Consider the following 23,969-nt stretch of genomic DNA (forward strand, 5'->3'; position numbering starts at 1 on the left):
AGACGACTACCGCCCGGCGCACGAGTGCAGCCGGGCGGTGGTTCGGTACGGGCGAGGAGATCCTCACGCGTGACCGGTCAGTGTGCGGCCTCGAAGGCCTCGATGATGCTCTGCGGGATACGGCCGCGGTCGCTGAGTTCGTAACCCTCACGAATCGCCCATTCGCGGATGGCCTTGGTGGTCTCCTTGTTGCGCCCGCCGCCGGTGGCTGCGGTGGTGGCCGTCGCACGCTTGGCCACCCGGCCGGTCTGGCGCGAGATGTCGAGGTACTTCGAGAGCGAATCACGGAATTGCTGAGCGTGCTTCGACGAAGTGTCGAACTCGTAATTCTTGCCGTCGAGTGACCATCGGACAGTTTCGTACTGATCCAAAACCTTGCCGTCGAGATCGTCGATGACCTGAACGATTTCCTTCTTCGCCATGAAACGCTTTCCCCTCGATTTGTGTCATGCGACCAACTCGGCCGTGGGAGGTCTATTAAACCTTATCCACCCCGTTTTGATCTATTCTTTCGGTGCACAGCTTAGACCCGAACTATGAGTAGCCGCTGAGAACCCCCGCCTAGACCCTAAAGTATCGAAATGGCTCAGGGAAGTCGGGGCGCGAGAATTCTTAGGGAGTGGGCACTGTGCTGCTGTTGGTTGGCCGCGGTCGGGGTGTCCCGGTCCGGGTGGTGGCCCGGGATGTCCGAGTTGGTGAAGTGACCGTCGTCGCGTCTCGGGCTGATTCGTCGGATTCTTCCGGGGAGAGTGCCACCAAAGACTCAGGCGCGCGATCGGCGGCGTAGATGGTCCGGTATCCGCTTTCGGTCACCGAGAATCCCGCTTTCGAGCGCGATTCGAGACAGAACAGGCCGACTGTCTCCACGAGGCAGGAGAATCGGGAAATCGAAATCGTGCGCCCATAGTCGACTATTGATGACCGATAGAGGACCGGATAGCGATTGGAGCAGGCGCCGCGCTGCGGACCGTCCGAACTGAGGATTGCGTAATCGGGCGCCCAGTCGCAGGAGGCCGGCTCCGACGACGGACGGGTGGGTCGCGTCGAGGGCCCGGCGTCGCCGCCCCCGTTGATACGGCAGGCCAGCGACGACCTCCCGTTGGTGCCCGTCGAACAATTGACCGATCGATCGGGAGTGGAGAAATGGAAGCCCGACGAGTCCTGTATCGGTGAATCAGGAGTGACCGAACCCTGATGAAAGCGTGAATTGTCGACGCGGGGAGCCATCGCGACGACTCGGCCAATTGTCCAATCGGGCAGATTCTGTGCGGTGTCCTCACCCGTGGTGGTTGTTGTCGATGCCGACTCGACCTCGGTGAGGGTCGACAGTTCGTCGGTCGGCGGAATGACGATTCGGGAAGGCGCGGTGTCGGTGGGTAACGAACATCCCGCAACGGTGACGATTGTCGCCGTGATCACGATCGCGAACGACCCGCAGATCTTGCGGCCGAAATGAGCCGGGCGACGGCGGGGGACGGGTACGGGCCGCCGTGATCGATTTCCGTACCCTTGCATTGTGTCGACCCCCAAGATCGTTCTGTTCTACGTCTTCGTCCCGCTGCCCGATCCGGAAGCCATTCGGTTGTGGCAGCTGTCGGTCTGCGAGTCGCTCGGGTTGCGGGGCAGGATCATCGTGTCACGACACGGAATCAACAGCACCGTCGGTGGCGACATCGCCGCAGTCAAACGCTACGTCAGGGCGACCCGTTCGTACCCCGGGTTCGCCGACGCGGACATCAAATGGGCGGACGGCACCGGCGACGATTTCCCGCGCCTGAGTGTGAAGGTGCGGCCGGAGATCGTGACGTTCGGAGTTCCGGACGAGATCGTCGTCGACGAGAACGGCGTGGTCGGCGGGGGTGCCCGGTTGACGCCCGAACAGGTGCACCAACTCGTCGACGAGCGCGGAGACGAGGTCGTCTTCTTCGACGGCCGCAACGAGATCGAGGCGCAGGTCGGTCGGTTCGACGGTGCCGTCGTGACCAAGGCGCAGACCACCCGCGACTTCATCCCGCTGATCGAGAGCGGTGCCTACGACCACCTCAAAGACCGTCCGGTGGTCACCTACTGCACCGGTGGCGTCCGGTGCGAGGTTCTCAGCACGGTGATGCGCAACCGCGGATTCAACGAGGTCTACCAGCTCGACGGCGGCATCGTCCGCTACGGCGAGCGCTACCGCGACGACGGACTCTGGCGAGGATCGCTCTACGTCTTCGACAACCGGATGAGCACCGAGTTCTCCGATCACGCCGAAGTGCTCGGGAAGTGCGTCGAATGTGGCGCGTCGACGAACAACGTGGCGAACCATCCCGATCGAGAGGGTCGGGACCTCGCGGTGATCTGCCCGGCATGCCTGGGGTGAGTGCGTCCCGATCGGCTCGGCCGCCGGTTCCGGTGATCGTCGTCGCCGGCTTCCTCGGTTCGGGCAAGACCACGCTGCTCAATCACCTGCTGCGCACCGCGGGTGCCACCGGCACGCGCCTGGGTGTGCTGGTCAACGACTTCGGCTCGGTCAACATCGACGCCCTGCTGGTGTCCGCACAGGTCGACGGCGCGGTGAGCCTCAGCAACGGGTGCATGTGCTGCACGGTCGACGCCGACGGCCTCGCCGACGCGCTGACCTCCCTCGTCCGCCCGGGTGCGAAGATCGACGCGATCGTCATCGAGGCCAGCGGTATCGCCGAACCCAAGTCGCTCATCCGGATGGTCACCGCGGTGGCGGATCCCAGGGTCCGCTACGGCGGTCTGGTCTACGTCGTCGACGCCGCCCACATCCACACGCTGCGCGAGGAACACCCAGAGGTCGACGCGCACATGGCGATTGCCGATCTCATTCTGGTCAACAAGGCCGACCTGATCTCCGATTCGGACCTGAGGGCCGTCGAAGAGGTTGTGGCGCAGATGAATCCCACCGTGGCCGCGCTCGTGACGCGCGAGGCCCGCGTCGACCCCGCCCTGCTGTTCGACATCGACGAGGCGACCGCCGACGACGAACCCCGAAGCGGCCAACTGACTCTCGACGAACTGCTCCTCGAGGAGCACGACCACTGCGACCACCAGCATCTGCACGCCGGGTACGAGGCGGTCACCTTCCGAAGCGACGAACCCCTTGACCCGCGTCGGCTCGCGCGGTTCCTGGAGAGGCCGCCGAGCGGCTGCTTCCGGATCAAGGGCATCGTGCATTTCGACCTGCCGCGGTACCGGCAGAAATTCGTCGTCCACGGGGTGGGCGGTTTCGTCCGGGTCGAGCGCGAATCATGGGAGTCCGAGACGCCGTCGACGGAGCTCGTCGCCATCGGTCGAGGCCTCGACCCCGACGCCGTGCGCGCCGAGTTGCAGGCGGCGATCGCGCGACCGGAGGACGCAGCGGACGAGCACGGCATCCTCAGCGTCCTGCGACACGTGCACGCCTGAGGGCGTCGCCGCGACACGTGTGTCGTGGATCACGCGACACGCCGGTTGCGATGTCACATCTGGCTAACGAAATCCAGAACGTCCAGGTCTCCCATTTCGCAAACTCCGCGAACCCTGTTTCACTGTTAAGTCTGTTACCAGTGTGACCGATGGTGTCTAACGGGAGGAGTGAGGCGAATGATCGGTGCTGAAAAGCGTGGTCGACGCCTCGAAACGCCGATGTTCCAGAAGATGATGAAGAAGCGCATGATGACGACCGCCTTCGCCGTGACTGCGGTGGCGTCGACCGTGATGGCGACCAACCTGGTGGTGGCACCGGCGCAGGCCGCGCCCGCCCGCGGAGCCGCACTCGCGGGGAAGACGATCTTCCTGGACCCGGGCCATCAGGCGAGCGCCGGCGGCCGCAGCCTCAACGCGCAGGTGCCCGACGGACGCGGCGGCAAGAAGGACTGCCAGACGACCGGCGCCACCGGGGTGAACGGTGCACGGGAGCACACCGTCAACTGGCAGATCAGTCAGCTGGTGAAGGCCGGGTTGGAAAGCCAGGGGGCACGCGTCGTGCTCAGTCGGCCCGACGACCGCGGCTGGGGCGGTTGCGTGGATGAGCGCGCCGCCGCGGCGAGCCGCTCCGGGGCGGCGGTGGCGGTGAGCCTGCACGCCGATTCGACGAGCCGCGGAGCCGACAGCGCCAAGAAGGGCTTCCACATGATCGTGCCCTCGCTGCCGATCCCGGACCCCACCGTCAACCGCGTGCAGTCGGGTGAGGGGCGCAAGGCGTCGAACGTCATGCGCGATTCGTTCCTCGCCGCGGGCTTCCCGTCGGCCAATTACGCCGGCGTCAGCAACGGCATCCAGACCCGGCCCGACATCGCCGCGGTCAACCTGACCAAGGTGCCCGCGGTTTTCATCGAGATGGGCAACCTGTCCAACCCGGCCGAGGCGGCCGCCCTGGCCGGACGCGACGGCCAGCTGAAGTACGCGATGGCCATCACCGACGGCATCCTGAAGTACGTCAACGGCAGTGCGGCCACCGGCGCCGCACCCGCACCGTCGGTGCCGCCGGCCGACGACGCCAGTGGGCTGTCCGTGGTGATGCCGTTCGTCCAACAGCTGCTCGCCACCGAGGAGCCCGAAGCCGTCGTGCAGCTACTGGCGACCCAGGGCCAGGACGTGTCGGCGCAGGTCCTCAAGGCGATGCTGACGATTCTGTACGGCCTGTTCGACGGGAAGCTGCCGATCGGCTGAGTCTGTCCGTCTCCGGCGACTAACCTCGGCCCATGGGCATTCGAGACCTCCTGGTGATGGACACTCCGGTGCCGTCGTTACGTGGACGCAAGGTACTGATCACCGGCGCGGCGAGTGGGATCGGGCGCGCGACCGCCGAAGCGGCCGCGGCGCAGGGCGCCGAACTCGTGCTGACCGATCTACACGCCGACCAGCTCGACGAGGTGGTCGCCGAGATCCTCCGCGCCGACGGCACCGTCCTGTACCACGTAGCCGGAGACGTCTCCGACTACGACTGGGTGGCCAACTTCGCGCGGCAGGTCGACGCCGAGGTCGGCGTGATGGACGTCGTGATGAACATCGCCGGGATCTCGGCGTGGGGCACGGTCGAGAATCTCGAACACCGGCACTGGCGGTCGCTGGTCGACGTCAACCTGATGGGCCCGATCCACATCATCGAATGCTTTGTGCCACAAATGGTCCGACGCGGCGCCGGCGGTCACCTCGTCAACGTCTCGTCGGCCGCCGGACTGCTCGCCCTGCCGTGGCACGCCGCCTACAGCGCGAGCAAGTTCGGGATCCGCGGCGTCTCTGAGGTTCTCCGTTTCGATCTACGGCGCCACAACATCGGGGTGTCGCTGGTGTGTCCGGGCGGGGTGGACACGCCGCTGGTCGACACCGTCGAGATCGTCGGCGTCGACCGCAACGATCCGCGAGTCAAGGCCGCCATCAACAACTTCCACAAGGTCGCGGTGTCGCCGGAGACGGCGGCCGCGGCGATCCTCAAGGGCATCCGCAAGAACCGCTTCATGGTCTACACCTCCTTCGACATCCGATTCGGCTACTGGTGGGCGCGGAAGTTCGCGCTGCCCTACGAGATCGTGATGCGGGTGGCCAACGACCGGTTCGACAAACTCGCACGGATCAGCGGCACCAAGCTCGAGGAACGGGCGCGCGATCACCATTCCGCACAGTGAGTCGCGTCTTCCGTAAGACGCTGCGGGGCAGCGGTCCGCCGGGAGGTCATCCCGACTTCTTCGCCGCCGAGGCGGCCGGTCTGCGCTGGCTCGCCGACGCCGGCGCCCCGGTGGCGAAGGTGCTGGCCGTGAGTGAGGACGCCATCGAACTCGAGAAGCTCGACACGGCCCGTCCCGACCGCGCAGCGGCCCGAGCGTTCGGTGCGGTGTTGGCGAGCATGCACGACGCGGGCGCCCCGCGGTTCGGTTCGCCGCCGACCGGCTTCGACGGCCAGTTGTTCATCGGACGACGCCCGCTGAGCTCCGTCGAGTACGACTCCTGGGGCGAGTTCTACGCCCGCGAACGCGTCGAGCCCTACCTGCGTCCGGCACTAGAGGCAGGCAACCTGACCGCTTCGGACGCCGACGCCGTCCACGCCGCCTGCGAACTCGTCGCGAATGGTGCCCTCGACGACGCCGAACCCGCCGCACGCATCCACGGCGACCTCTGGAACGGGAACGTGATGTGGACCCCGGCTGGCGTCGTCCTGATCGACCCCGCGGCGCACGGCGGTCACCGCGAGACCGACCTCGCGATGCTCGCGCTCTTCGGCTGCCCGCTGCTCGACGAAATCCTCATCGGATATCAGGAGACGCATCCGTTGGTCCCCGGCTGGGAGGGCAGGGTCGAGGCCCATCAGCTGCACCCGCTCGCGGTGCACGCAGCCGGACACGGCCCCGGGTACGGCACCGCGCTCGGTCGGGCGGCTAGGAGTGTCCTCGACGCTTACGCGTGATGGGGGCACGCGATAATCACCTGGTGTCTGATGACGATGTGCGGAGCGGCGTGTCCGGAAGTGTCCTGATCGTGTCGGCGACCCGAGCCGAGGCGCGGCACCTGCCCGCGGGGTCGCGGTTGCTCGTCACCGGTATCGGCAAGGTTCGGGCGACGATGGCGTTGAGTCGAGAACTGGCCGTCGGTGCACCTGTCCGACAGATCATCAACATCGGCACGGCGGGTGCGCTGCGGGACGGCGTCGTCGCTCCCGGGCGCGATCTGTTCATCCCGTCGGCGGTGCTGGAGCACGACATCAGCAGCGCCGAACTCCGGGCCATGGGCTACGACATGACCGACCGCTGGGAACTTCCGGACGGCGACGGCACGGTGCTCGCCTCGGGGGACACCTTCGTCGCCGACCCGGTACGACGCGCCGAACTCGCCCGTCACGCGGACCTCGTGGACATGGAGGGATGCGCGGTCGCCCATGTCAGCGCCCAGTTCGGCATCCCGTGCCGGCTCGTCAAGGCCGTCACCGACAACGCCGACGAGGGCGCGATGGAGTGGCCCGATCTGGTCGATGCCGCGGCCCGCAAACTGGCGCAGTGGATCGAACTCAACGTCTGACGGTCGACGCCAACCGCAGCAGAATCGACGGTTGAGCGCAGCGGCGCAGGCTGTAGCGGCGCGCGTCAGGGGAGGTGGCGATCCTGCTCTACGTCAGGAGCGGGTGTCGGCGACGTCGGCCGGACCGGCGTCGGTGGCCGACTCGTACGCCTTGAACCCCGACGGTGCGGCATCGGGACGAGCCGTGTCCGCCGGACCCGAGAGCGGGGCATCCGAGGGGGTGAGATCGGGTGCGGCGAGATCCGCGACCGTCGGACGGCCGGGGGTCGGGGTCCGCTGGGCGGTCCGTTCGGCAGTCGCCGTGCGTGCCGAGGTGGCGGGCCGCTCGGATGAGGCCGGTCGTTCCGATGCCGAACCGGGGCGGGACCGTTGCGGCCGCGACCGGTTCGACGGCGACTTGGTGGTCGGTGCGGCGCCGGTCTGTGCGGAGCTGGTCTGTGCGGAGCCGGACTTGGGCCGACGGTGCTTCGTCGGACGCTCGGTCGGCTCGCCGGTCTTCGGACGGTCGGCCTTGTCCTTGCCCGCGTTTCTCGATGCGCTGCGGGACCCGGTCGGCCTTCCGCGGCCACCGGAGTTCTTGTCGTCGTCGCCGCGGGTGAGGAACCACCGGACCAACACCAGCGCGAGGGTCACGAGGAACACCGTCAGCATCCAGGGAAAATCCGCGGCGATCGGCAGCAACACCTTGAAGATCAGACTCTTGAGGCCGGACGACGCCTGCTCGGAGTTGAGTCCGTACAGCGTGACGATGCTGACGAAGAACGCGATCAGCGGTGGCTGGGCGGCAGCGGTGAACAGGGCGCGGCGACGCACGGCGAGGGCGGCGAGAACGCAGCCGACGAGGTAGCAGAACTTGTAGATCCCGCCGAGCGAGTCGTTGCTGCCGGCGTCGATTGCCGCTCCGAGGGCCGTGATCCCGGTTGCCAGGACGACGGCACCCCACCACGGCACACCGCGGACCGCGGGCAACACGGACTGCTGGTCCAGTGGTACCGCGGTCTGTAGACGTTGCGGGGAAGGCACATGGTCACGGTACCGGTTCATCGGCGGAAAACGCTCCACCGCCGGGACGTGGCGTGGACGCGGCCGCCGATGTCGTCGCAGGTGTTGCCGCGGATCCGGCAGACCGGCAGGTGTCGTGGATCACCCGGGGCTGCGGCGGTTCGGCGGCGTCGCCGAGGGCATCGAGTTCGGCCAGGCGGCGCGCGGTGACGCCGAGCCGGCTCTCCACCGATCCGATGGTCGAGTTGTACGCGTCGACCGTGCGCTGCAGCGACGTGCCCAGCGAACCGAGATGACCGAGTACCCCCGCGAGACGCTGGTGCAGTTCCATGCCGAGCCCATGGATGACCGCGGCGTCGCGGGCCATCGCGTCGTGGCGCCAGCCGAGGGCGACGGTCCGCAGCAGGGCGATGAGGGTCGTCGGAGTGGCGATGACCACATTGCGGCCGAAGCCGTATTCGAGGACGTCCGGATCGGTGCGCACCGCGGCCTCGAGAACCGCGTCGGCCGGCAGGAACAGGACGACCATCTCCGGGGTGTTCTCGAAGGCCGTCCAGTAGGCCTTGGCCGAGAGCCGGGCGATGTGGGCGCGCAGCGCCCGGGCGTGCTCGCCGATGAGACGGTCTCGTGCCTTGGCGTCGGTGGCCTCCGCTGCCCGCAGGTAGGCGTCGAGAGGCACCTTCGCGTCGACGACGATGTCGCGTCCGCCCGCGAGGTGGACGACGAGGTCGGGCCGGACCGTGGTTCCTTCCTTCGTCTTGTCCGGCAGCGACACCTGGGTGCTGAAGTCGCAGTGCTTGGCCATACCGGCCAGCTCGACGACCCGTTCGAGCTGCACCTCGCCCCAACGACCACGCGAATGGGAACTGTGCAGAGCATTGGCGAGCTGCCGGGTCTGGTCGTTGAGGGCGACCGACGCCGCGTGGATGCCGCGGACCTGCTCGGTCAGTCCCGCGTAGGCGCCGATCCGGTTGGACTCGACCCGCCGTAGCTCGTCGGAGAGCTGCGACAGCGTGGCGTGCAGCGGTTCGACGATGTGCTGCACCTGGCTGCCGATGGCGGTGGACTGCCGACGGGCCGCATCCTCGGTGGCCCAGGACAAGGACGACGCCACGCCGGAACGGCCCTCGCGCAGCATCTCTACCTCGGCCCGAGCTGCGGCCACCACGCCGGCACTCCGCGCGGCGTGCGCCCACCAACCGAGCGCGATACCGAGCAGGACGCCGAACACCAGTGACAGGGCTGCTGCGATCATGCCCCGATGGTGTCGGATGCCCCCGACAAAACCTTCCGACCTGCGTCGGGGCCGGTTCAGTCCGTGGCGGGAGCCTCGAAGTCGAGCAGCCACTTCTTGGTCTCCAGCCCGTAGCGGAAGCCGCCCAGTGATCCGTCGCTGCGCTTCACCCGATGGCACGGCACGAACAGCGCGGCGGCGTTGCGGGCGCACGCGGTCGCCGCAGCCCGGACCGCCGCAGGCTCGCCCGCTCGCTCGGCGAACTCGGTGTAGGTGACGGGCCGGCCCGGTTCGACGAGGCGCAGGGCATCCCACGCCTTGTTGAGGAAGGTGCCGCCGGAGAGCTGGACCACCTCGACCCGCGACGGTGCGTCGACCTCCCCCGCGTAATACGCCGTGACGGCGTCGGTGAGGCTCCCGAGGGCCGCGGAGCGCTGCAGTGTTTCCGGCCGCAGCGAGCGGTGGATGAGCGCCGCGAGATAGGCCGGGTCGTCGGTCCACCCGGACGCGAGGACGCGGTCGGCGTCGTCGGCGATCACGGTGAAGGGGCCGTTGGGGGTGTCGACGGCGGCATATCCGCCGGTGGTGCCGGCGGTGATCGCGTCGTCGGAGACGGTGGCAGCGGTGGCGGCGTCGGCGAGGGTGGGGGACGGTGCGGACATGTCGCTCCTGTCGGGTCGGGGTTCGGATCGAGTCGGTGTCAGGTGAGGCGTCATCGGAGGTCCGCTCGTCATACGGCCTCGCCGGAGCCGGCGAGGCGGTGTCGCCACAGGTGCATCGTCGCGTAGGAGCGCCACGGTGCCCAATGGTGTGTGTCGCGCAGATCGACGCCGAGGTCTGCGGCCGCCCGGGCGACGATGAGGTCGTTCGCGAGGAGGACGTCGGGATCACCGGTCACCCGCATGGTGACGATGTCGGCGGTCCAGGGGCCGATGCCGGGCAGTTCGATCAGTTGCGCACGTAGATCAGACGCATCGACCCCCACATGCGGTTCCACCCGACCTTCGGCCAGGGCCTCGGCCACTCCGATGACGGCGTCGATCCGACGGCGCGGTCCCCGTAGGACGTCCCGTCCGTCGGCGGCGATCGCGGTCGCGGTGGGGAAGGCCTTCGGAACGTCGCCGTCGGTGGGGCCCGGGTCGTACAGCGGTCGGCCCAGAGCGTCGACGAGTCGGTCGATCTGGTGCCGCGCCGCCGCGAGACTGACCTGTTGGCCGAGCATCGTGCGGATGATCGTCTCGTCGGGGTCGAGGCTGCCCGGCACACGAACGCCGGGTGCGCCCTCGATCAGGGGGCGCAGCGTCAGGTCGCCGGCGAGGGCCTCTTCGGCGGCGGTGATGTCGGCGTCGAGGTCGAGGAGTCGGCGCACACGGTTGACCGCGGCTCCGAGGTCGCGCATGTCGAGATGGGAGAGGACCACGCCGACGTGGTCGTCGTGGGGTTCGATGTCGGCGATCGCGGATCCGTGGGGAAGAGCGAGGACGCGCCGGAACCGCCAGCCGAGCGATGCGTTGGCGGCGTCGTCGTCGAGAGTCTCGACCCCCGTCGCGGCGTGTGCGGACAGGAACCAGCGCATCCAGGTCCAGCGGTAGGGCGCGCGGAACGGCAGGCGCAGGGTCACACTGCCCGGGGCCGATGCCGCGCCGGATTGGAACCGGCCGCGGCGGTGGCGGAGGCGGCGGAGTTCGGTCGGGGTGAGCCCGAAGACGGCGCGGATGGTGTCGTTGAACTGCCGGATGCTGGCGAAGCCGGCGGCGAACGCGACGTCGGACATCGGCAGCGCCGTGCACTGGATCAGTACCCGGGCGTTGGTCGCGCGGTGTGCGCGGGCGAGCGCGAGCGGTCCGGCGCCGAGATGATCGGTGAGGACCCTGTTGAGGTGCCGCGGCGAATACTTCAGCCGCGCAGCGAGACCGGCGACGCCCTCACGTTCGACGACGCCGTCGGCGATCAGCCGCATCGCCCGGGCGGACATGTCGGCGTTGACGTTCCACAGCGGCGAACCGGGGACGGCGTCGGGGGCGCAGCGTCGGCAGGCGCGGTATCCCTGCTGCTGCGCTGCGGCCGCGGTCAGTACGAACGCGACATTGTGCGGTCGCGGTGTCTGCGCGGGGCAGGAGGGGCGGCAGTAGATCCCGGTGGTGCGGACGGTGACGAAGAACTGGCCGTCGAACCGGGTGTCCCGGGCCTGGACGGCGCGGTAGCAGCGGTCGAAGTCCGGAGCCGAACCCGGGACTGCCTGGTCGACGGATGCTGTGGTCACCTGTCCACTCTGACATCCGGAGCGAACGAGTTCTGGCGGAAATCGGACGCGACATCTGAACGCGATTTCTGTGATCTGAGTAACAGTCCTATGGCACGATGGCGCCATGTCCACACGGTTCGATGGTCGCCGCGGAAGCCGGCACGACGACCTCCCCCTCGCCGGCCTTCCCGGATGGGGCCTGGAGATGATGATGGGCCTGTACGGCCCGGAGACGATCAAGCGCGCCCTGGAAGAAGAGGCCGAGCAGGGCGTCACGCCCGTGTCGTGGGACCACGGGCGAGCCGACGGTTCGTCGAGCGGGCCGGTCGACCCGCCGGACGTCGAGATGTGCGGCCGGGACGACGTGCCGCCGGTCTTCAACCAGGTCGACGCCGAACTCGAGGCGGTCAACTCGCTGATCCGCTTCCTCGGGCGCAAACTGCGCCGACGCTGACCGGTCCGGAAGGTTCGCGCAACCGACGGGTGTCATCCGTCGCGTTGACGCCGCAATGTCATCGCGGTGTGTGAGGATCCACGGGTGACTGACAGCTCGAAGGATCAGCGTGCAGACGGCGAGGCTGAAACCGACAACCAGGACTCCGTTCCGGTAGGTGCCGACACCGTCCTCGGAGGCGACGCCGTTCTCGGCGGGGTCGAGGAGAAGACGTACCCGACGCGCGCCCAGGTGATGATGGCCGGCCTGCGCTCCTGCGCAACCGTCGGCCTGCAGATCGTGCTCGTCGCAGCCGCTCTGTGGGTGCTGTTCTGGCTGCTCGGCAAGTTCTGGGTGATCCTGCTGCCGGTCCTGCTGGGCATCATCGTGTGCACGATCCTGTGGCCGCCGGTGCGTTGGATGCGTAATCACGGGGTCCCGGCCGCTGCGGCGTCCTTGGTCATGATGCTGGTCGGGCTCGGCGTGCTCGGCGGGGTCATCGGCCTGATCGTGCCGTCGATCGTCTCCCAGGCTCCCGAGCTCGCCAACCGTGCGACCGACGGTGTGAAGCATCTGCAGGACTGGGTCCAGGGGCCGCCGCTGAACATCGAGGACGAACAGCTCGACAACATCGTCAATGCCATCACCAACAAGCTCCAGTCGAGTGCGTCGACCATTGCCTCGGGTGTCTTCAGTGGTGTGGGTACGGCGACGTCACTGCTGGTCACCGTCTTCACGTCGTTCGTGCTGGTGTTCTTCTTCCTCAAGGACGGTCCGAAGTTCGTGCCGTGGCTCGACCGCTCGGTCGGCAAGCCCTCCGGCACCCACGTCGGCGAGGTCCTGACCCGGATGTGGAACAGTCTCGGCGGCTTCATCCGCACGCAGGCGATCGTCAGCTTCGTCGACGCCGCGCTCATCGGTCTCGGTCTGTTCATTCTCGGTGTCCCGCTGGCCGGGGTGCTGGTGGTCGTCACGTTCCTCGGCGGGTTCATCCCCATCGTCGGTGCGTTCGTCGCCGGTGCGCTCGCCGTGCTCATCGCGCTCGTCTCCAACGGCCTGACCACCGCGCTGATCCTGCTCGGCGTCATCTTGCTGGTGCAGCAGCTCGAGGGCAACGTGCTGCAGCCGTGGCTGCAGGCCAAGTCGATGGATCTGCACGCGGTGATCGTGCTCCTCTCGGTCACCCTGGGAGGCACCCTGTTCGGCATCACCGGCGCCTTCCTCGCGGTGCCCGCGGTCGCGTCGCTGGCGGTGGTGCTGCGCTACCTGAACGAACAGATCGCCGAACGGGCCGGAGAGACCCTGGCCCCCGAAGGCGCGCCGGTCACCAAACAGAAGGGCGTCCCCGACAAGGAGCCGCCCACGGACCCGCCGAACCCGGTCAAGGGTCTGCTGGACCGCGACTGACGGCGGGGCCGGCGATCGGAGCCGACGCAGCCTAGGCCCGACGCAGCGTCGGACCGCCCGGCCGGTGCCGATAGACTGGGCGCCCGTGAGTCTCACCCTGGGAATCGTCGGTCTGCCCAACGTCGGTAAGTCGACCCTGTTCAACGCCCTGACCCGTAACGATGTGCTGGCGGCCAACTACCCGTTCGCCACCATCGAGCCCAACGTGGGCGTGGTCGAATTGCCCGACGCCCGACTGAAGCGTCTCGCCGAGATCTTCGGCAGCGAGCGCATCCTGCCCGCCACGGTGTCGTTCGTCGACATCGCCGGCATCGTCAAGGGCGCCTCCGAGGGTGAGGGCATGGGCAACCAGTTCCTCGCCAACATCCGCGAGGCCGACGCCATCTGCCAGGTCGTCCGCGTCTTCGACGACGGCGACGTCGTGCACGTCGACGGCCGCGTCGACCCGTTCGCCGATATCGAGGTCATCGAGACCGAGCTGATCCTCGCCGACATGCAGACCCTCGAGAAGGCGATCCCGCGTCTCGAGAAGGACTCGCGCAAGAACAAGGACCTCGTCGAGACCCTCGAGGCGGCCAAGGAGGCGCAGGAGATCCTCGACAGCGGCAAAACGCTGTTCTCGCAGAAGGATTCGTTCGACCTGTCGTCGGTGCGCGAGCTGCACCTGATGACCGCCAAGCCGTTCCTCTACGTCTTCAACTCCGACGAGGGCGTGCTGACCGACGATGCGAAGAAGGCCGAACTGCGCGCCGCCATCGCACCCGCCGACGCCGTCTTCCTTGACGCGAAGGTCGAGAGCGAACTCCTCGAACTCGACGAAGAGGACGCCCAGGAACTCCTCGACTCGATCGGCCAGACCGAGCCCGGCCTGACGTCGCTCGCCCGCGCCGGTTTCCACACCCTCGGCCTGCAGACCTACCTCACCGCAGGTCCCAAGGAATCGCGCGCCTGGACGATCCGCCAGGGCGACACCGCCCCCAAGGCCGCCGGAGTCATCCACACCGACTTCGAGAAGGGCTTCATCAAGGCCGAGATCGTGTCCTTCGCCGACCTTGACGAGGCCGGCTCGATGGCCGCCGCCAAGGCCGCCGGCAAGGTCCGGATGGAGGGCAAGGACTACATCATGCAAGACGGTGATGTGGTCGAGTTCCGCTTCAACGTCTGATTACCGCCTCCGGGCCAGGCCGCTGCGAGATCTCGTTGCGTTGTGTCGCGGAAACCGCGACGCAACGCAACGGCTGCTAGCCGTCAGGGTCCGACGGGGTAGTGACTCCGAATCGCAACGCGGTTCCACGCGTTCATCACGACCGTGAGCCAGCTGACCGCGGAGATCTGCTCGTCGTTCAGCGAGCCGTTGTTCCAGTCCTCGCGCGCCGGGACGGACAGCCGGGTGACTTCCTCGGCCAATCCGAGGGCGGCCTGTTCCTGGTCGGTGAAGTACTGCGACTCCCACCATGCGGCGACGACGGCCAGCCGGTCGGAGGTCTCGCCCTTCGAGATCGCGTCACGGGTGTGCATGCGGAGGCAGAATGCACACCCGTTCAGTTGTGACACACGGATTTTCACCAGTTCACCGAGTAGGGGATCGAGTCCGGCCTGTTTGACCGCTTCGTCGGCTTCGCCGTTCAGCGCGATCAAGCTCTTGTAGGCGGATGGGTGCTGTTTGCTGAGATTGACCATGTTCCCCGACGCTACGCCCGACGGAATCCCCGATCCATAGCTCGAATTCGCGGTCACCGCGATGTGAAGCTATGAAACGGCGGTCAGGGTTACCGTGACGCCATGGCCATCAAGCTCGAGAACGTCGGAATCGCCGTCCGCGACATCGAGGCGGCGATCGCCTTCTTCACCGACCTCGGTCTCAGCGTCGTCGGCCGTGACGAGGTCAGCGGTGAATGGGCTTCCACCGCAGTCGGTCTCGACGGCAACCACGCGAAGATCGCGAGGCTGCAGACACCCGACGGGCAGGGGCGACTCGAGCTGTTCGAGTACATCCACCCCGACGCCATCGAGCCGACGCCGACGCTGCCGAACGAGATCGGCATGCACCGCGTGGCCTTCTCCGTCGACGACATCGATGCGGCACTCGAGATCGCCGCGAAACACGGGTGCCACCCGCTGCGCGGCGTCGCGAACTACGAGAACATCTACAAGCTCACCTACCTCCGCGGCCCCAGCGACATCATCGTGATGCTCGCGCAGGATCTGACGAGGAATTGATGCCTCACGGCACGGAGGCGGTCGCGAAGCCGGGAGTCACGTTGCCCTGAATTCCCTGGAGCATCGTGATAACCACCTGCCCGCTCCCGGTTCGTAGTTCCGCCTCGGGAGGGAAGCCGTTCAGGCCGTTCGACATCCGGGCCGCCCCGGTCGCGCCCGTCGACAGATTGAGCCAGCGCACGTCGGCGTAGATCAGGCAACCCCAGCGGGCGCGTTCGGTTCCGGTGATGGTCACGACGCCGCGTTGTTTCCCGACCTCGGCGCCGCACCGGATCGCCGGTGCGTCGAAGCTGCCGTTCGGGTTGCCGAGCGGCGCCGGGTTGATCTGGAACCGACCCGCTTCATGGCTGGGAATCGCGCCGTACGCGGGTTGGAGCGAAGAAACAGCCAGCCAGGTTTCGGCGGTACACCGGCTGGGCACATCCGGGAACGGCGCCCGTCGTGGCGTGGAACACACGGATGGAAAGCGATGCCGCGATGAGCGAAACACCGGCGCGAGTGAGCGCCTCCGACCCGCCGGCCGACCGGCTCGGATCGAGCCTCAAGCCCCGCCACATCACGATGATCTCGATTGCCGGGGTCATCGGCGCTGGTCTGTTCGTCGGCTCGGCGAACGCGATCGAGAAAGCCGGCCCGGCCGTGCTGATCTCGTATGCGCTCGCGGGGACGCTCGTCGTGCTGGTCATGCGGATGCTCGGCGAGATGGCGACCGCCGACCCCGACACCGGCTCGTTCTCCGTCTACGCCGACCGTGCCCTCGGCAGGTGGGCGGGCTTCTCCGTCGGCTGGCTCTACTGGTGGTTCTGGGTGCTGGTGATCCCGGTCGAGGCCACCGCGGCTGCTGCGATCCTCACGGATCTGATCGGCGGCGCCCAATGGATCTGGGCGCTCGCGGTGACGATCGCCCTGACCGTCACCAATCTGGTCAGCGTCGGCAACTACGGCGAGTTCGAGTTCTGGTTCGCGCTCATCAAGGTCGTCGCCATCGTTGCCTTCATCGTGGTCGGCATCCTGGCGATCCTGGGTCTCATCCCGCACTCGGGCGTGAGCGGTCTGCATCATCTGTGGGAGCCGGATGGCTTCATGCCCAACGGCTTCGGTGCGGTCCTCGCGGGGCTGCTGGTGACGATGTTCTCGTTCATGGGCACCGAGATCGTCACCATCGCGGCCGCGGAATCGCCTGACCCGAAGCGTGGCATCACCAAGGCCGTGAACTCGGTGATCTGGCGGATCTCGCTCTTCTACATCGGCTCGATCTTCGTCGTCGTGGCTCTGATGCCGTACGACCAGCTCTCTGACGGCTCGTACCAGTCGGTGCTCGAGGCGATCGGGCTGCCCGGTTCGGCGCTGATCATGGACCTCGTGATCCTCACGGCCGTGGCGTCGTGCCTGAACTCCGCGCTGTACACGGCCTCGCGGATGCTGTACTCGCTCGGCAGTCGGCGCGACGCCCCGCACGCAGTTCGGTCGCTGACGGGCAACGGCGTGCCGTGGGTCGCGGTGCTGGCGTCGATGATCGTCGGCTTCGTCGCCGTCATCGGCAACTATGTGTTGCCCGACAAGATCTTCGGCTACCTGCTCGCGACCAGCGGTGCGGTCGCGCTGTTCGTCTACCTGAGCGTCTCCGCCAGTCAGCTCGTGCTCGGCCGGTCGCTGCGGGCCAGGGGAGAACAGCCGCCCGTGCGGATGTGGCTGTTCCCGTACCTGACCATCGTGGTGATGGTGTTCATCGTCGGCGTGCTGGTCCTCATGGCCTTCGACGACGAGCAGCGGGAGGCCATCGGGTTGTCGGCGTTGTCGGCGGTGGTGATCGTGACGGTCGGCGTCGTGCCGCATCGACGACGCCCCGCTGAAGAACGGGCGTCGACCTCCGGGCACGTCTGAACCGCGTGGATATCGCTCCCGAGTCGATCTGTCCGTCGGCAACGTGCGCTCACCGGACAGACTGTCGGTTGCCGACCGCTCCGCTGACCAGGAGAGTTGCGCCATGGCAATCGGCGCACCCTTGAACAGTCCCGACGCGACGGACGCCCCGCAGGGCGGTTACGGCGACAAGGTGCTCGCTGTCGAACCCGGCGGCAACGAGGCGATCCCGGTCGATGCTCGGCACGGGACGCCGCGCGGGCTGTTCTGGACCTGGACCGCGCCCAACCTCGAGTTCGCGACGATCTTCGTCGGTGTCATCTCGATCCTGTACTTCGGATTGTCGTTCTGGCAGGCCGTCGCGGCGATGGCCATCGGCAACCTGCTCGGGGCCGCAGCGCACTTCCTGCTGTCGGCGGAAGGACCGCTGCACGGGGTTCCCCAGATGGTGCTCGGGCGTCTCGCATTCGGGTACCGAGGTAACATCCTGCCGGCCACCTTCATGGCCGTCATGTGTGGCGTCGGATGGTTCGCCACCAACAGCGTCAGCGGCGCCTTCGCGTTGTCGACGCTGTTCGGGATCACCCCGTTGCTCGGGTTGGTCGTCATCGTCGTCGCGCAGACCGCCTTCGCGTTCTTCGGCCACAACCTGGTCCAGCGGTTCGAACGGATCGCCGCTCCCGTGCTCGCCGTCATCTTCGTGGTCGGCGCGGTGATCATCTTCGGCAAGTCCCACGTGTCCACGCCGTCTGCCGACGGCGGCTTCTCCATCGGTGGTTTCCTGCTGACCATGGGCGCCGCGTTCGGCTACACCGCCGGGTGGACCCCGTACGCCGCCGACTACACGCGCTACCTGCCGCCGACCGTGTCCAAGGTCAAGACGGGGCTGTTCGCCTCCTCCGGTCTTTTCCTCTCGTGCACGTTCCTGATGGTGGTGGGTGCCGCGTCGGTGACCATCGGGGACCCGGTGTCGGACAACCCGACCGAGGCGTTCACCGCCAACCTGCCGAGCCTCGTCGCCGATCTCACGCTACTCGCGATCGCCGTCGGCGCCGTCGCCGCGAACGCGATCAACGTCTACTCCGGCTCGATGGCGTTCCTCGCCATGGGATTCCGGCTGCCCGTGGGCCTACAGCGCGCGCTGGTGACGGTGTTCTTCGGCGTCGTCGGCTTCCTCGTCGCCTGGTGGGCATTGGCCGACGCAGCGGCGTCGTATGAGGCGTTCCTGCTCCTCGTCGCGTACTGGATCGGGCCGTGGCTGGGCGTGGTCTTCGCAGATCGCTTGCTGCGCAAGGAACCGCCGACGCTCGCGCTCCTGTACGACACCCGCTACGCGAACTGGGGTGGGGTCGCCGCGTTCGTGCTCGGCCTGGTTGCCTCGGTCCTGTTGTTCTGCAACCAGGAGCGGTTCGTCGGGTATGTCGTCAGGGCGGTGCCGCAGCTGGGTGACATCGGCGCCTTCGTCGGCTTCGCGCTCGCGTTCGGGCTCTATCTGATCCTCGCCCGGGGACGAGTGGCGCAGTCCCAGCGGACCCCGTCCTGAGCGGGTCTCCCAGAGTCAGGCGCCGACGTCGCCCGACACCCGGGAAGCGTTGACTGCCAGCAACATCGATGTGTAGACCGACGCGGCGGTGGGGTCGAACCCCAACAGACTCCTGATTCGGTCGAGACGCTGATAGAGACTCTGCCGACCGATGTGCAGCGCCGCCGCCGAGCGCGTCGCGCTACACCCATGGCGCAGATGGACATCGAGCGTCGCGACCAGCTGGGTGGACTGTTTCGCATCGTGTTCCACCAGCGGGGCCACCAGGGACTGCAGGTCCGACCGCGTCCGCGGGTCGAGTGCGTGCACGACGTCGTCGGCAACCAGTTCGCGACCGGTGAAGACGCAGCGGGTCCGGTCTTCGCGGAAGTGCAGGGCGGCGCGGTCGAGACGACCGGCGTTGTTCCGCAACGAATCTGCGATCGCCGCGACGATCTCGATTCCGGGTGAGGAGTCGCCCAGCCGGAACGCCTCACCGACGACGACGGTGATCCGTCCGGCGCCTCCGGCAGCCTTGTCAACCGCGTCTGCGACGTGGTCGACGGGGTCCTCGGCGTCCGCGGGTACCGCCACCAGACCGTAGACCGTCGCGTCGATCGTCCCCTGGACCAGCCCCGCCGTCGACGACGCGGCGCGCGCCAGAACCGATTCGGCCATCCTCGGATCGGGCGCATCGGCTGCCACCGTCACGAGGCGGGTGCTGGCCATGGCGGGCACGCCGGCGCCCGCAAGCCGCGCGATCAGGTCCGCGCGACGCAGCGCGCGGCCACCGACCATCTCCTCGACGAGGCGCGCCCCGACAGCCGAATGCCTTGTGCCCGAACGTGTCAGCGTCGAGGCGATCGGTCCGGCGGCCGCCCTCAGCAAGGCGGTCAACTGGGGAAGAGGCATCTCGGGTCCGTCGGCGGCAGCCACGAGTCGTGCGATCTCACGGTCGCGGGCGATCACCGGAACCGAGACCGGGGACGCATCGACGAGGCGCCACGCCGACCGATCGTCGTCGACGCCGTGCACGGCGAGGAGTGCACCTCCGGCCCCGACCAGAACCAGTGACCGACCGGTTGTCTCGGACACATGAGCCAGCATCCGGGCGACCCCGCCCGGTGACACGAGGTCGTCGTGCAGGGCGTCGTCGAGCGCTGTGCGGCGTCGCAGTTCGTCGATCTCGTAGGAGACGATCGCGGTGTTCGCGTCGCGGCACACGTCGATGAACGGCAGGACACGGTTCAGTTCGATGATCGGCAGACGTGCGGCCGACCCCTCGCGGACCATCTCCTCGGGAACGGCGTCGAAGGTCCGGCCGATCTCGAAAGCGAGTCCGGCGACTCCGCGTTCGGCGAGATCACGCACGTAGTGACGCCTCGTGCCGGCGTCGAGGCCGCCGAGTCCCAATCCGGTGGTGAGCAGAAGTTCTCCACCGGAGAGCAGTGGCCCGATCTCGTAGATCTCGCTGGAGTGGACCCATCGAACCGGGACGTCGAGGTGGTCGTGGGCGGTGAGCACCCGCGGGTCGGCGGGATCGAGGTGCCGATGGATGACGTCACGCAGCGACGTGGTGGAGGAGCCGGGCATGAGAGGACGATATGCACGTTCGGCGTCCTGTGCAGCACGACGAAGTGTCAGTTGCCGCTCGACGGCCGGGTGGGCACGCTGTCGGTATGAGTTCCCGCACCGACGCCGACTCGGGTATCGACCTCTCGCACCTGCTCGACACCGCCTACCGACAGGCCCGGCTGGGTCTGGAAGAGGGCGGCATCCCGATCGGTGCCGCCTTGTTCTCCGCCGATGGAAAGCTCCTCGGCGAGGGTCGGAATCGTCGTGTCCAGCACGACGACCCGTCGGTGCACGGTGAGACCGACGCATTCCGCGCGGCCGGCCGGCAGCTGGATTACTCGTCGACGATCATGGTCACGACCCTCGCACCGTGCTGGTACTGCAGCGGACTGATCAGGCAGTTCGGCATCGGCGCGGTGGTCATCGGGGAGAACCGTTCGTTCCAAGGCGGTGAGGACTGGCTCGCCGAACTCGGAATCCCGGTCACGATCCTCGACGACGAGCGCTGCGTGACGATGATGTCGGAGTTCATCGAATCCAAGCCCTCGCTGTGGAACGAGGACATCGGCGTCGTCGGGGACGAGGCATGACCGACAGTCCGATCCTCACCGTCGACCTGTCCCGCTGGCGCGCGGGCGGAGCCGATGCCGCGGCGATGTGCGCCGCGGTGGACGAGTCCCTGCAGAAGGCCGGGTTCCTGCTGGTCACCGGACACGGCATCGACCCGGCGCTGCCCGCCGAGCTACGTGCGGCGGCGCGAGCGTTCTTCGCGTTGCCGACCGAGGTGAAGCAGAAGTACGCGGTCGGCGTCGGCGGACGCGGCTGGATCGGGCCGGGGATGGAAGCCAACGGATATGCCGAAGGAACCGAGACGCCGCCGGACCTGAAGGAGACCTATAACTCCGGTGCCCAGACGCCGGTGGGTGTCCCGGAGATCGATGATTACTGGTTCGCGCCCGATGTCTGGCCGACCGAGGCTCCCCGGTTGAAGGAACTGTTCACCGCGTGGACCGCGGAGTGCAAGGCGCTCTCCGACGACCTGCTCGCCCTGATGGCCGCGTCGCTCGGGTTCGCCGCCGCCGACAATCCGTTCCGCGATCTCGCCGGCAACGCGACCTGGACGTCGAACATCAACCACTACCCGGCGATGACGGTGCTGGGGCAACCCGAACCGGGGCAGTACCGCATCGGGCCGCACACCGACTTCGGGACCGTGACCGTGCTCGACCGGGAACCAGGCTCCGGAGGGCTGCAGGTCTACAGCGAGGACGGCGGCTGGGCGGACGCTCCCTACGATCCGTCGGCGCTGACGGTCAACATCGGAGACCTGCTCGAATACTGGTCGGGCGGACGATGGCCGGCGGGACGCCATCGCGTGCTGCCGCCGCAACCCGACGCTCCCGAAGAGGACCTGGTGTCACTGATCTTCTTCTACGAACTCGACCACGACGCGGTGGTGACCCCGATCGGCAAACCCCTGGCACGTCGAGAAGGCCTCGAACCCGTGGTGACGGGAGACTTCATCCGGGAGCGTCTCGACGCGATCACCGTCGGCTGAACCGGGCTCCGATCAAGGAATCTGACCGAACGGGTTGCCGCCGAACGGCAGTCGTGAACCGCCGGACTGTCCGTCGGATTCGGGGACCGTCGTCTGCTGCTTGTCGACGCTGCTGCCCAGCTTCACCTGGACGGTCCGGGCATCAGGTCCCGAGCCGATGGTCACGGGTACCGTCGCACCCGGGTCGTGCGTCAGGACCTGTGCCATCAGATCGGCGTAGTCGGCGACCGGGGTGTCGCCGACCTTCGTGATCACGTCGCCGGTCGAGATACCCGCCGACGCGGCCGGTCCGCCCTGTTGCACCGTGACCTTCGCTCCGTCCTCCCGGCTCGAGGACGACAGCGAACCCGACACTCCCAGAACCGGTTTGGTTGCCTCACCGTTCTTCAGCAGTTGGTTGGCGATGCGTTCGGCAGTGTTGATCGGGATGGCGAAGCCGAGACCGAAGGACTGCGGGCCGCCCGCGGAAGCCTGTCCGGTGTCCACGGCCGAGTTCACCGCGACGACCTGCCCTTGCAGATTCACCAGCGGCCCACCGGAATTGCCGGGGTTGATGGGAGTGTCGGTCTGCAGTCCGTTGTAGACCGTGACCCCGGAACCGGTTTCGTCGCCGGCGGTCACGGTTCGGGACAGCGCGCTGACGATGCCGGAGGTCACCGTGTTCGAAAGACTGTCGGGGCTACCGACGGCCACCACCTGTTCGCCGACCTGCAGGGCGTCCGAGTCGCCGAGCGTCGCCGCGGTGAGACCCGACGCGCCGTCGAGTTTGATCACCGCGAGGTCGTACGTCGGCGACGTCCCGGTGACGGAGGCCGGGTACTGCTTGCCGTCGCTGGTCGTCACGACGATCCTGCTGCCCGATCCCGCACCCGCGACGACGTGGTTGTTGGTGAGGACATAACCGTCAGACGACAACACGATGCCGCTGCCGACCGCGCTGCCCTGGGCCATCTGCACCTTGATGTCCGCGGTCGACGCCGACGCCACCTTCGCCGCGTAGGTCACCGACCCGGGCTTGACGTCGCCGGCGTCGACCGCGTTCGCGGGCTGGGAACTGAGTGTCGGCACGGCCGGTGCGGCCTGATGGTCGAGCAGCGCGCTGCCGCCGACGCCGATGGCGCCGCCGAGGAGCCCGGCGAGCAGGGCGGTCACGACGATCGGCTTGGTCACGGTTCGTGGCCGTGGCGATCCGGATGACGGGACGGGCGCGGGTGGATGAGCGAAGGACGGGCCTTCCCACCCGGCGTACGGGGGCGACGGATGGCCGGGTTGACCCAGCGGTTCGGTGGGGGTGTGGTCGGGGGACTGAGGTGCGTTCACGGCACCACGATGCCGGGCATCCTTGAGAGCAGGCCGCTGGTTTCCTGCGAACTTCCTGACAACTCGGACGGCGGATTTCAGGTGTTGCTCGGAATGGCCGACTGGTACAACAGTGCGATGACTTCACGGGTGAGCCTGCGCGCGTGCCACGGTCCGGATGAGTACCCGCACCTCGTCGCGATCTGGCGTAGCGCGGTCGACGCGACCCACGACTTCCTCGCCGAGCCCGATCGGGACGAGATCGAACGTCAGCTGGCGCCGAGCTACTTCCCGCAGGTCGGGCTGACCGTCGCCGATGTCGACGGCAGCCCGGTCGGGTTCTCCGGAACAGCCGGGTCGGGTCTGGAGATGCTTTTCGTCCACGCCGACACCCGCGGCAGCGGCGTCGGCACCGCTTTGCTGGAACATGCTCTCGACGCCGGGGTGACGACGGTCGACGTCAACGAACAGAACGATCAGGCCGTGCAGTTCTATCTCCGACGCGGGTTCGAGGTGACGGGACGGAGCGAGAACGATGAAGCGGGCCGGCCGTATCCGTTGCTGCACATGACTTTGCGCGCCACCGTTTCATAGCTCCAACCCGCGCTCACA

At 67.7% G+C, this 23,969-nt stretch carries 25 protein-coding genes; 16 read left to right on the forward strand and 9 right to left on the reverse strand.

Annotated features, from left to right (window positions below):
• Positions 1-77 precede the first annotated feature (77 nt).
• On the reverse strand, positions 78-422 hold the full coding sequence (locus tag M1L58_RS18350; RefSeq protein WP_006865540.1) for a histone-like nucleoid-structuring protein Lsr2: 345 nt from the start codon (positions 420-422) through the stop codon (positions 78-80).
• A gap of 848 nt (positions 423-1,270) precedes the next feature.
• Here M1L58_RS18350 and M1L58_RS18355 point away from each other — a divergent pair.
• The 7 genes from M1L58_RS18355 (at position 1,271) to M1L58_RS18385 (ending at position 6,999) form a co-directional block, all read left to right on the forward strand.
• Positions 1,271-1,456, forward strand: coding sequence for a hypothetical protein (locus tag M1L58_RS18355; protein WP_248659981.1), 186 nt, complete (start codon positions 1,271-1,273; stop codon positions 1,454-1,456).
• 60 nt (positions 1,457-1,516) lie between these two features.
• On the forward strand, positions 1,517-2,362 hold the full coding sequence (trhO, locus tag M1L58_RS18360; RefSeq protein WP_248659982.1) for an oxygen-dependent tRNA uridine(34) hydroxylase TrhO: 846 nt from the start codon (positions 1,517-1,519) through the stop codon (positions 2,360-2,362).
• On the forward strand, positions 2,350-3,414 hold the full coding sequence (locus M1L58_RS18365; RefSeq protein WP_248659983.1) for a CobW family GTP-binding protein: 1,065 nt from the start codon (positions 2,350-2,352) through the stop codon (positions 3,412-3,414). Before trhO ends, M1L58_RS18365 begins: the two co-directional genes overlap by 13 nt.
• A gap of 234 nt (positions 3,415-3,648) precedes the next feature.
• Positions 3,649-4,659, forward strand: coding sequence for an N-acetylmuramoyl-L-alanine amidase (locus M1L58_RS18370; protein WP_374112749.1), 1,011 nt, complete (start codon positions 3,649-3,651; stop codon positions 4,657-4,659).
• A 32-nt stretch (positions 4,660-4,691) separates the two neighbouring features.
• Positions 4,692-5,615 carry an SDR family oxidoreductase gene (locus M1L58_RS18375; RefSeq protein WP_248659984.1) on the forward strand — a complete coding sequence of 308 codons (924 nt, stop codon included), beginning with the start codon at positions 4,692-4,694 and terminating at the stop codon, positions 5,613-5,615.
• A complete protein-coding gene (locus M1L58_RS18380) occupies positions 5,612-6,391 on the forward strand; it encodes a fructosamine kinase family protein (RefSeq protein ID WP_248659985.1) in 780 nt (259 codons plus the stop codon). The genes M1L58_RS18375 and M1L58_RS18380 overlap by 4 nt, the downstream gene beginning before the upstream one ends.
• A 50-nt stretch (positions 6,392-6,441) precedes the next feature.
• Positions 6,442-6,999, forward strand: coding sequence for a nucleosidase (locus M1L58_RS18385; protein ID WP_154884885.1), 558 nt, complete (start codon positions 6,442-6,444; stop codon positions 6,997-6,999).
• A gap of 93 nt (positions 7,000-7,092) precedes the next feature.
• On the opposite strand, the gene M1L58_RS18390 is transcribed toward M1L58_RS18385, so the two are convergent.
• The 4 genes from M1L58_RS18390 to M1L58_RS18405 all read right to left on the reverse strand — a co-directional run bounded on the left by M1L58_RS18390 (position 7,093) and on the right by M1L58_RS18405 (position 11,498).
• Positions 7,093-8,022: a DUF6542 domain-containing protein gene (locus tag M1L58_RS18390; RefSeq protein WP_248659986.1), complete on the reverse strand. Its 930-nt coding sequence runs from the start codon at positions 8,020-8,022 to the stop codon at positions 7,093-7,095.
• A 4-nt stretch (positions 8,023-8,026) separates the two neighbouring features.
• Entirely contained in the window at positions 8,027-9,256 is a 1,230-nt protein-coding gene (locus M1L58_RS18395) for a DNA recombination protein RmuC (RefSeq protein WP_248659987.1), read from the reverse strand.
• A gap of 56 nt (positions 9,257-9,312) precedes the next feature.
• Positions 9,313-9,897 carry a methylated-DNA--[protein]-cysteine S-methyltransferase gene (locus M1L58_RS18400; RefSeq protein ID WP_248659988.1) on the reverse strand — a complete coding sequence of 195 codons (585 nt, stop codon included), beginning with the start codon at positions 9,895-9,897 and terminating at the stop codon, positions 9,313-9,315.
• A 68-nt stretch (positions 9,898-9,965) separates the two neighbouring features.
• Positions 9,966-11,498, reverse strand: a complete 1,533-nt coding sequence (locus tag M1L58_RS18405; RefSeq protein ID WP_248659989.1) for a DNA-3-methyladenine glycosylase 2 family protein — start codon at positions 11,496-11,498, stop codon at positions 9,966-9,968.
• A 106-nt stretch (positions 11,499-11,604) separates the two neighbouring features.
• Between M1L58_RS18405 and M1L58_RS18410 the strand changes: the two genes are divergently transcribed.
• The 3 genes from M1L58_RS18410 (at position 11,605) to ychF (ending at position 14,485) form a co-directional block, all read left to right on the forward strand.
• A complete protein-coding gene (locus M1L58_RS18410; RefSeq protein WP_248659990.1) occupies positions 11,605-11,934 on the forward strand; it encodes a hypothetical protein in 330 nt (109 codons plus the stop codon).
• 84 nt (positions 11,935-12,018) lie between these two features.
• Positions 12,019-13,320, forward strand: coding sequence for an AI-2E family transporter (locus M1L58_RS18415; RefSeq protein ID WP_248659991.1), 1,302 nt, complete (start codon positions 12,019-12,021; stop codon positions 13,318-13,320).
• An 85-nt stretch (positions 13,321-13,405) separates the two neighbouring features.
• Complete coding sequence (gene ychF, locus M1L58_RS18420; RefSeq protein ID WP_248659992.1) at positions 13,406-14,485, forward strand: redox-regulated ATPase YchF; 1,080 nt, start codon at positions 13,406-13,408, stop codon at positions 14,483-14,485.
• A gap of 83 nt (positions 14,486-14,568) precedes the next feature.
• On the opposite strand, the gene M1L58_RS18425 is transcribed toward ychF, so the two are convergent.
• Complete coding sequence (locus M1L58_RS18425; RefSeq protein WP_248659993.1) at positions 14,569-15,000, reverse strand: carboxymuconolactone decarboxylase family protein; 432 nt, start codon at positions 14,998-15,000, stop codon at positions 14,569-14,571.
• Between the two features lie 102 nt (positions 15,001-15,102).
• Here M1L58_RS18425 and M1L58_RS18430 point away from each other — a divergent pair, with 102 nt between their 5' ends.
• Complete coding sequence (locus M1L58_RS18430; RefSeq protein WP_248659994.1) at positions 15,103-15,540, forward strand: VOC family protein; 438 nt, start codon at positions 15,103-15,105, stop codon at positions 15,538-15,540.
• A gap of 4 nt (positions 15,541-15,544) precedes the next feature.
• Here the strand turns inward: M1L58_RS18430 and M1L58_RS18435 are convergent, their stop codons facing one another.
• Positions 15,545-15,931, reverse strand: coding sequence for a hypothetical protein (locus M1L58_RS18435; protein ID WP_248660004.1), 387 nt, complete (start codon positions 15,929-15,931; stop codon positions 15,545-15,547).
• Positions 15,932-16,017: 86 nt separating this feature from the next.
• Between M1L58_RS18435 and M1L58_RS18440 the strand changes: the two genes are divergently transcribed.
• Positions 16,018-17,424: an amino acid permease gene (locus M1L58_RS18440; protein ID WP_248659995.1), complete on the forward strand. Its 1,407-nt coding sequence runs from the start codon at positions 16,018-16,020 to the stop codon at positions 17,422-17,424.
• Positions 17,425-17,527: 103 nt separating this feature from the next.
• Positions 17,528-18,946 carry a purine-cytosine permease family protein gene (locus tag M1L58_RS18445; protein WP_248659996.1) on the forward strand — a complete coding sequence of 473 codons (1,419 nt, stop codon included), beginning with the start codon at positions 17,528-17,530 and terminating at the stop codon, positions 18,944-18,946.
• Positions 18,947-18,961: 15 nt separating this feature from the next.
• Here M1L58_RS18445 and M1L58_RS18450 read toward each other — a convergent pair whose 3' ends face one another.
• Positions 18,962-20,518: a PucR family transcriptional regulator gene (locus M1L58_RS18450; RefSeq protein WP_248659997.1), complete on the reverse strand. Its 1,557-nt coding sequence runs from the start codon at positions 20,516-20,518 to the stop codon at positions 18,962-18,964.
• Between the two features lie 86 nt (positions 20,519-20,604).
• Here M1L58_RS18450 and M1L58_RS18455 point away from each other — a divergent pair, with 86 nt between their 5' ends.
• Together M1L58_RS18455 and M1L58_RS18460 are read left to right on the forward strand one after the other, a co-directional pair.
• Positions 20,605-21,090, forward strand: a complete 486-nt coding sequence (locus M1L58_RS18455) for a nucleoside deaminase (RefSeq protein ID WP_006865561.1) — start codon at positions 20,605-20,607, stop codon at positions 21,088-21,090.
• Positions 21,087-22,058, forward strand: a complete 972-nt coding sequence (locus M1L58_RS18460) for an isopenicillin N synthase family dioxygenase (protein ID WP_248659998.1) — start codon at positions 21,087-21,089, stop codon at positions 22,056-22,058. Before M1L58_RS18455 ends, M1L58_RS18460 begins: the two co-directional genes overlap by 4 nt.
• Before the next feature lie 12 nt (positions 22,059-22,070).
• On the opposite strand, the gene M1L58_RS18465 is transcribed toward M1L58_RS18460, so the two are convergent.
• Complete coding sequence (locus tag M1L58_RS18465) at positions 22,071-23,378, reverse strand: S1C family serine protease (RefSeq protein ID WP_248659999.1); 1,308 nt, start codon at positions 23,376-23,378, stop codon at positions 22,071-22,073.
• A gap of 117 nt (positions 23,379-23,495) precedes the next feature.
• On the opposite strand from M1L58_RS18465, the gene M1L58_RS18470 reads away from it, so the two are divergent.
• Entirely contained in the window at positions 23,496-23,951 is a 456-nt protein-coding gene (locus tag M1L58_RS18470) for an acetyltransferase (RefSeq protein WP_248660000.1), read from the forward strand.
• Positions 23,952-23,969 lie beyond the last annotated feature (18 nt).

Source organism: Gordonia sp. C13, from assembly GCF_023218005.1.
Taxonomy (GTDB): domain Bacteria; phylum Actinomycetota; class Actinomycetes; order Mycobacteriales; family Mycobacteriaceae; genus Gordonia; species Gordonia namibiensis.

Bases quoted from the DNA above. Each gene is read 5' to 3' on its own strand.
- M1L58_RS18350 (WP_006865540.1), bottom strand. From the start codon at position 422: ATGGCGAAGAAGGAAATCGTTCAGGTCATCGACGATCTCGACGGCAAG.
- M1L58_RS18365 (WP_248659983.1), top strand. From the start codon at position 2,350: ATGCCTGGGGTGAGTGCGTCCCGATCGGCTCGGCCGCCGGTTCCGGTG.
- M1L58_RS18370 (WP_374112749.1), top strand. From the start codon at position 3,649: ATGAAGAAGCGCATGATGACGACCGCCTTCGCCGTGACTGCGGTGGCG.
- M1L58_RS18375 (WP_248659984.1), top strand. From the start codon at position 4,692: ATGGGCATTCGAGACCTCCTGGTGATGGACACTCCGGTGCCGTCGTTA.
- M1L58_RS18395 (WP_248659987.1), bottom strand. From the start codon at position 9,256: ATGATCGCAGCAGCCCTGTCACTGGTGTTCGGCGTCCTGCTCGGTATC.
- M1L58_RS18400 (WP_248659988.1), bottom strand. From the start codon at position 9,897: ATGTCCGCACCGTCCCCCACCCTCGCCGACGCCGCCACCGCTGCCACC.
- M1L58_RS18410 (WP_248659990.1), top strand. From the start codon at position 11,605: ATGTCCACACGGTTCGATGGTCGCCGCGGAAGCCGGCACGACGACCTC.
- M1L58_RS18425 (WP_248659993.1), bottom strand. From the start codon at position 15,000: ATGGTCAATCTCAGCAAACAGCACCCATCCGCCTACAAGAGCTTGATC.
- M1L58_RS18430 (WP_248659994.1), top strand. From the start codon at position 15,103: ATGGCCATCAAGCTCGAGAACGTCGGAATCGCCGTCCGCGACATCGAG.
- M1L58_RS18440 (WP_248659995.1), top strand. From the start codon at position 16,018: ATGAGCGAAACACCGGCGCGAGTGAGCGCCTCCGACCCGCCGGCCGAC.
- M1L58_RS18445 (WP_248659996.1), top strand. From the start codon at position 17,528: ATGGCAATCGGCGCACCCTTGAACAGTCCCGACGCGACGGACGCCCCG.
- M1L58_RS18450 (WP_248659997.1), bottom strand. From the start codon at position 20,518: ATGCCCGGCTCCTCCACCACGTCGCTGCGTGACGTCATCCATCGGCAC.
- M1L58_RS18455 (WP_006865561.1), top strand. From the start codon at position 20,605: ATGAGTTCCCGCACCGACGCCGACTCGGGTATCGACCTCTCGCACCTG.
- M1L58_RS18460 (WP_248659998.1), top strand. From the start codon at position 21,087: ATGACCGACAGTCCGATCCTCACCGTCGACCTGTCCCGCTGGCGCGCG.
- M1L58_RS18470 (WP_248660000.1), top strand. From the start codon at position 23,496: ATGACTTCACGGGTGAGCCTGCGCGCGTGCCACGGTCCGGATGAGTAC.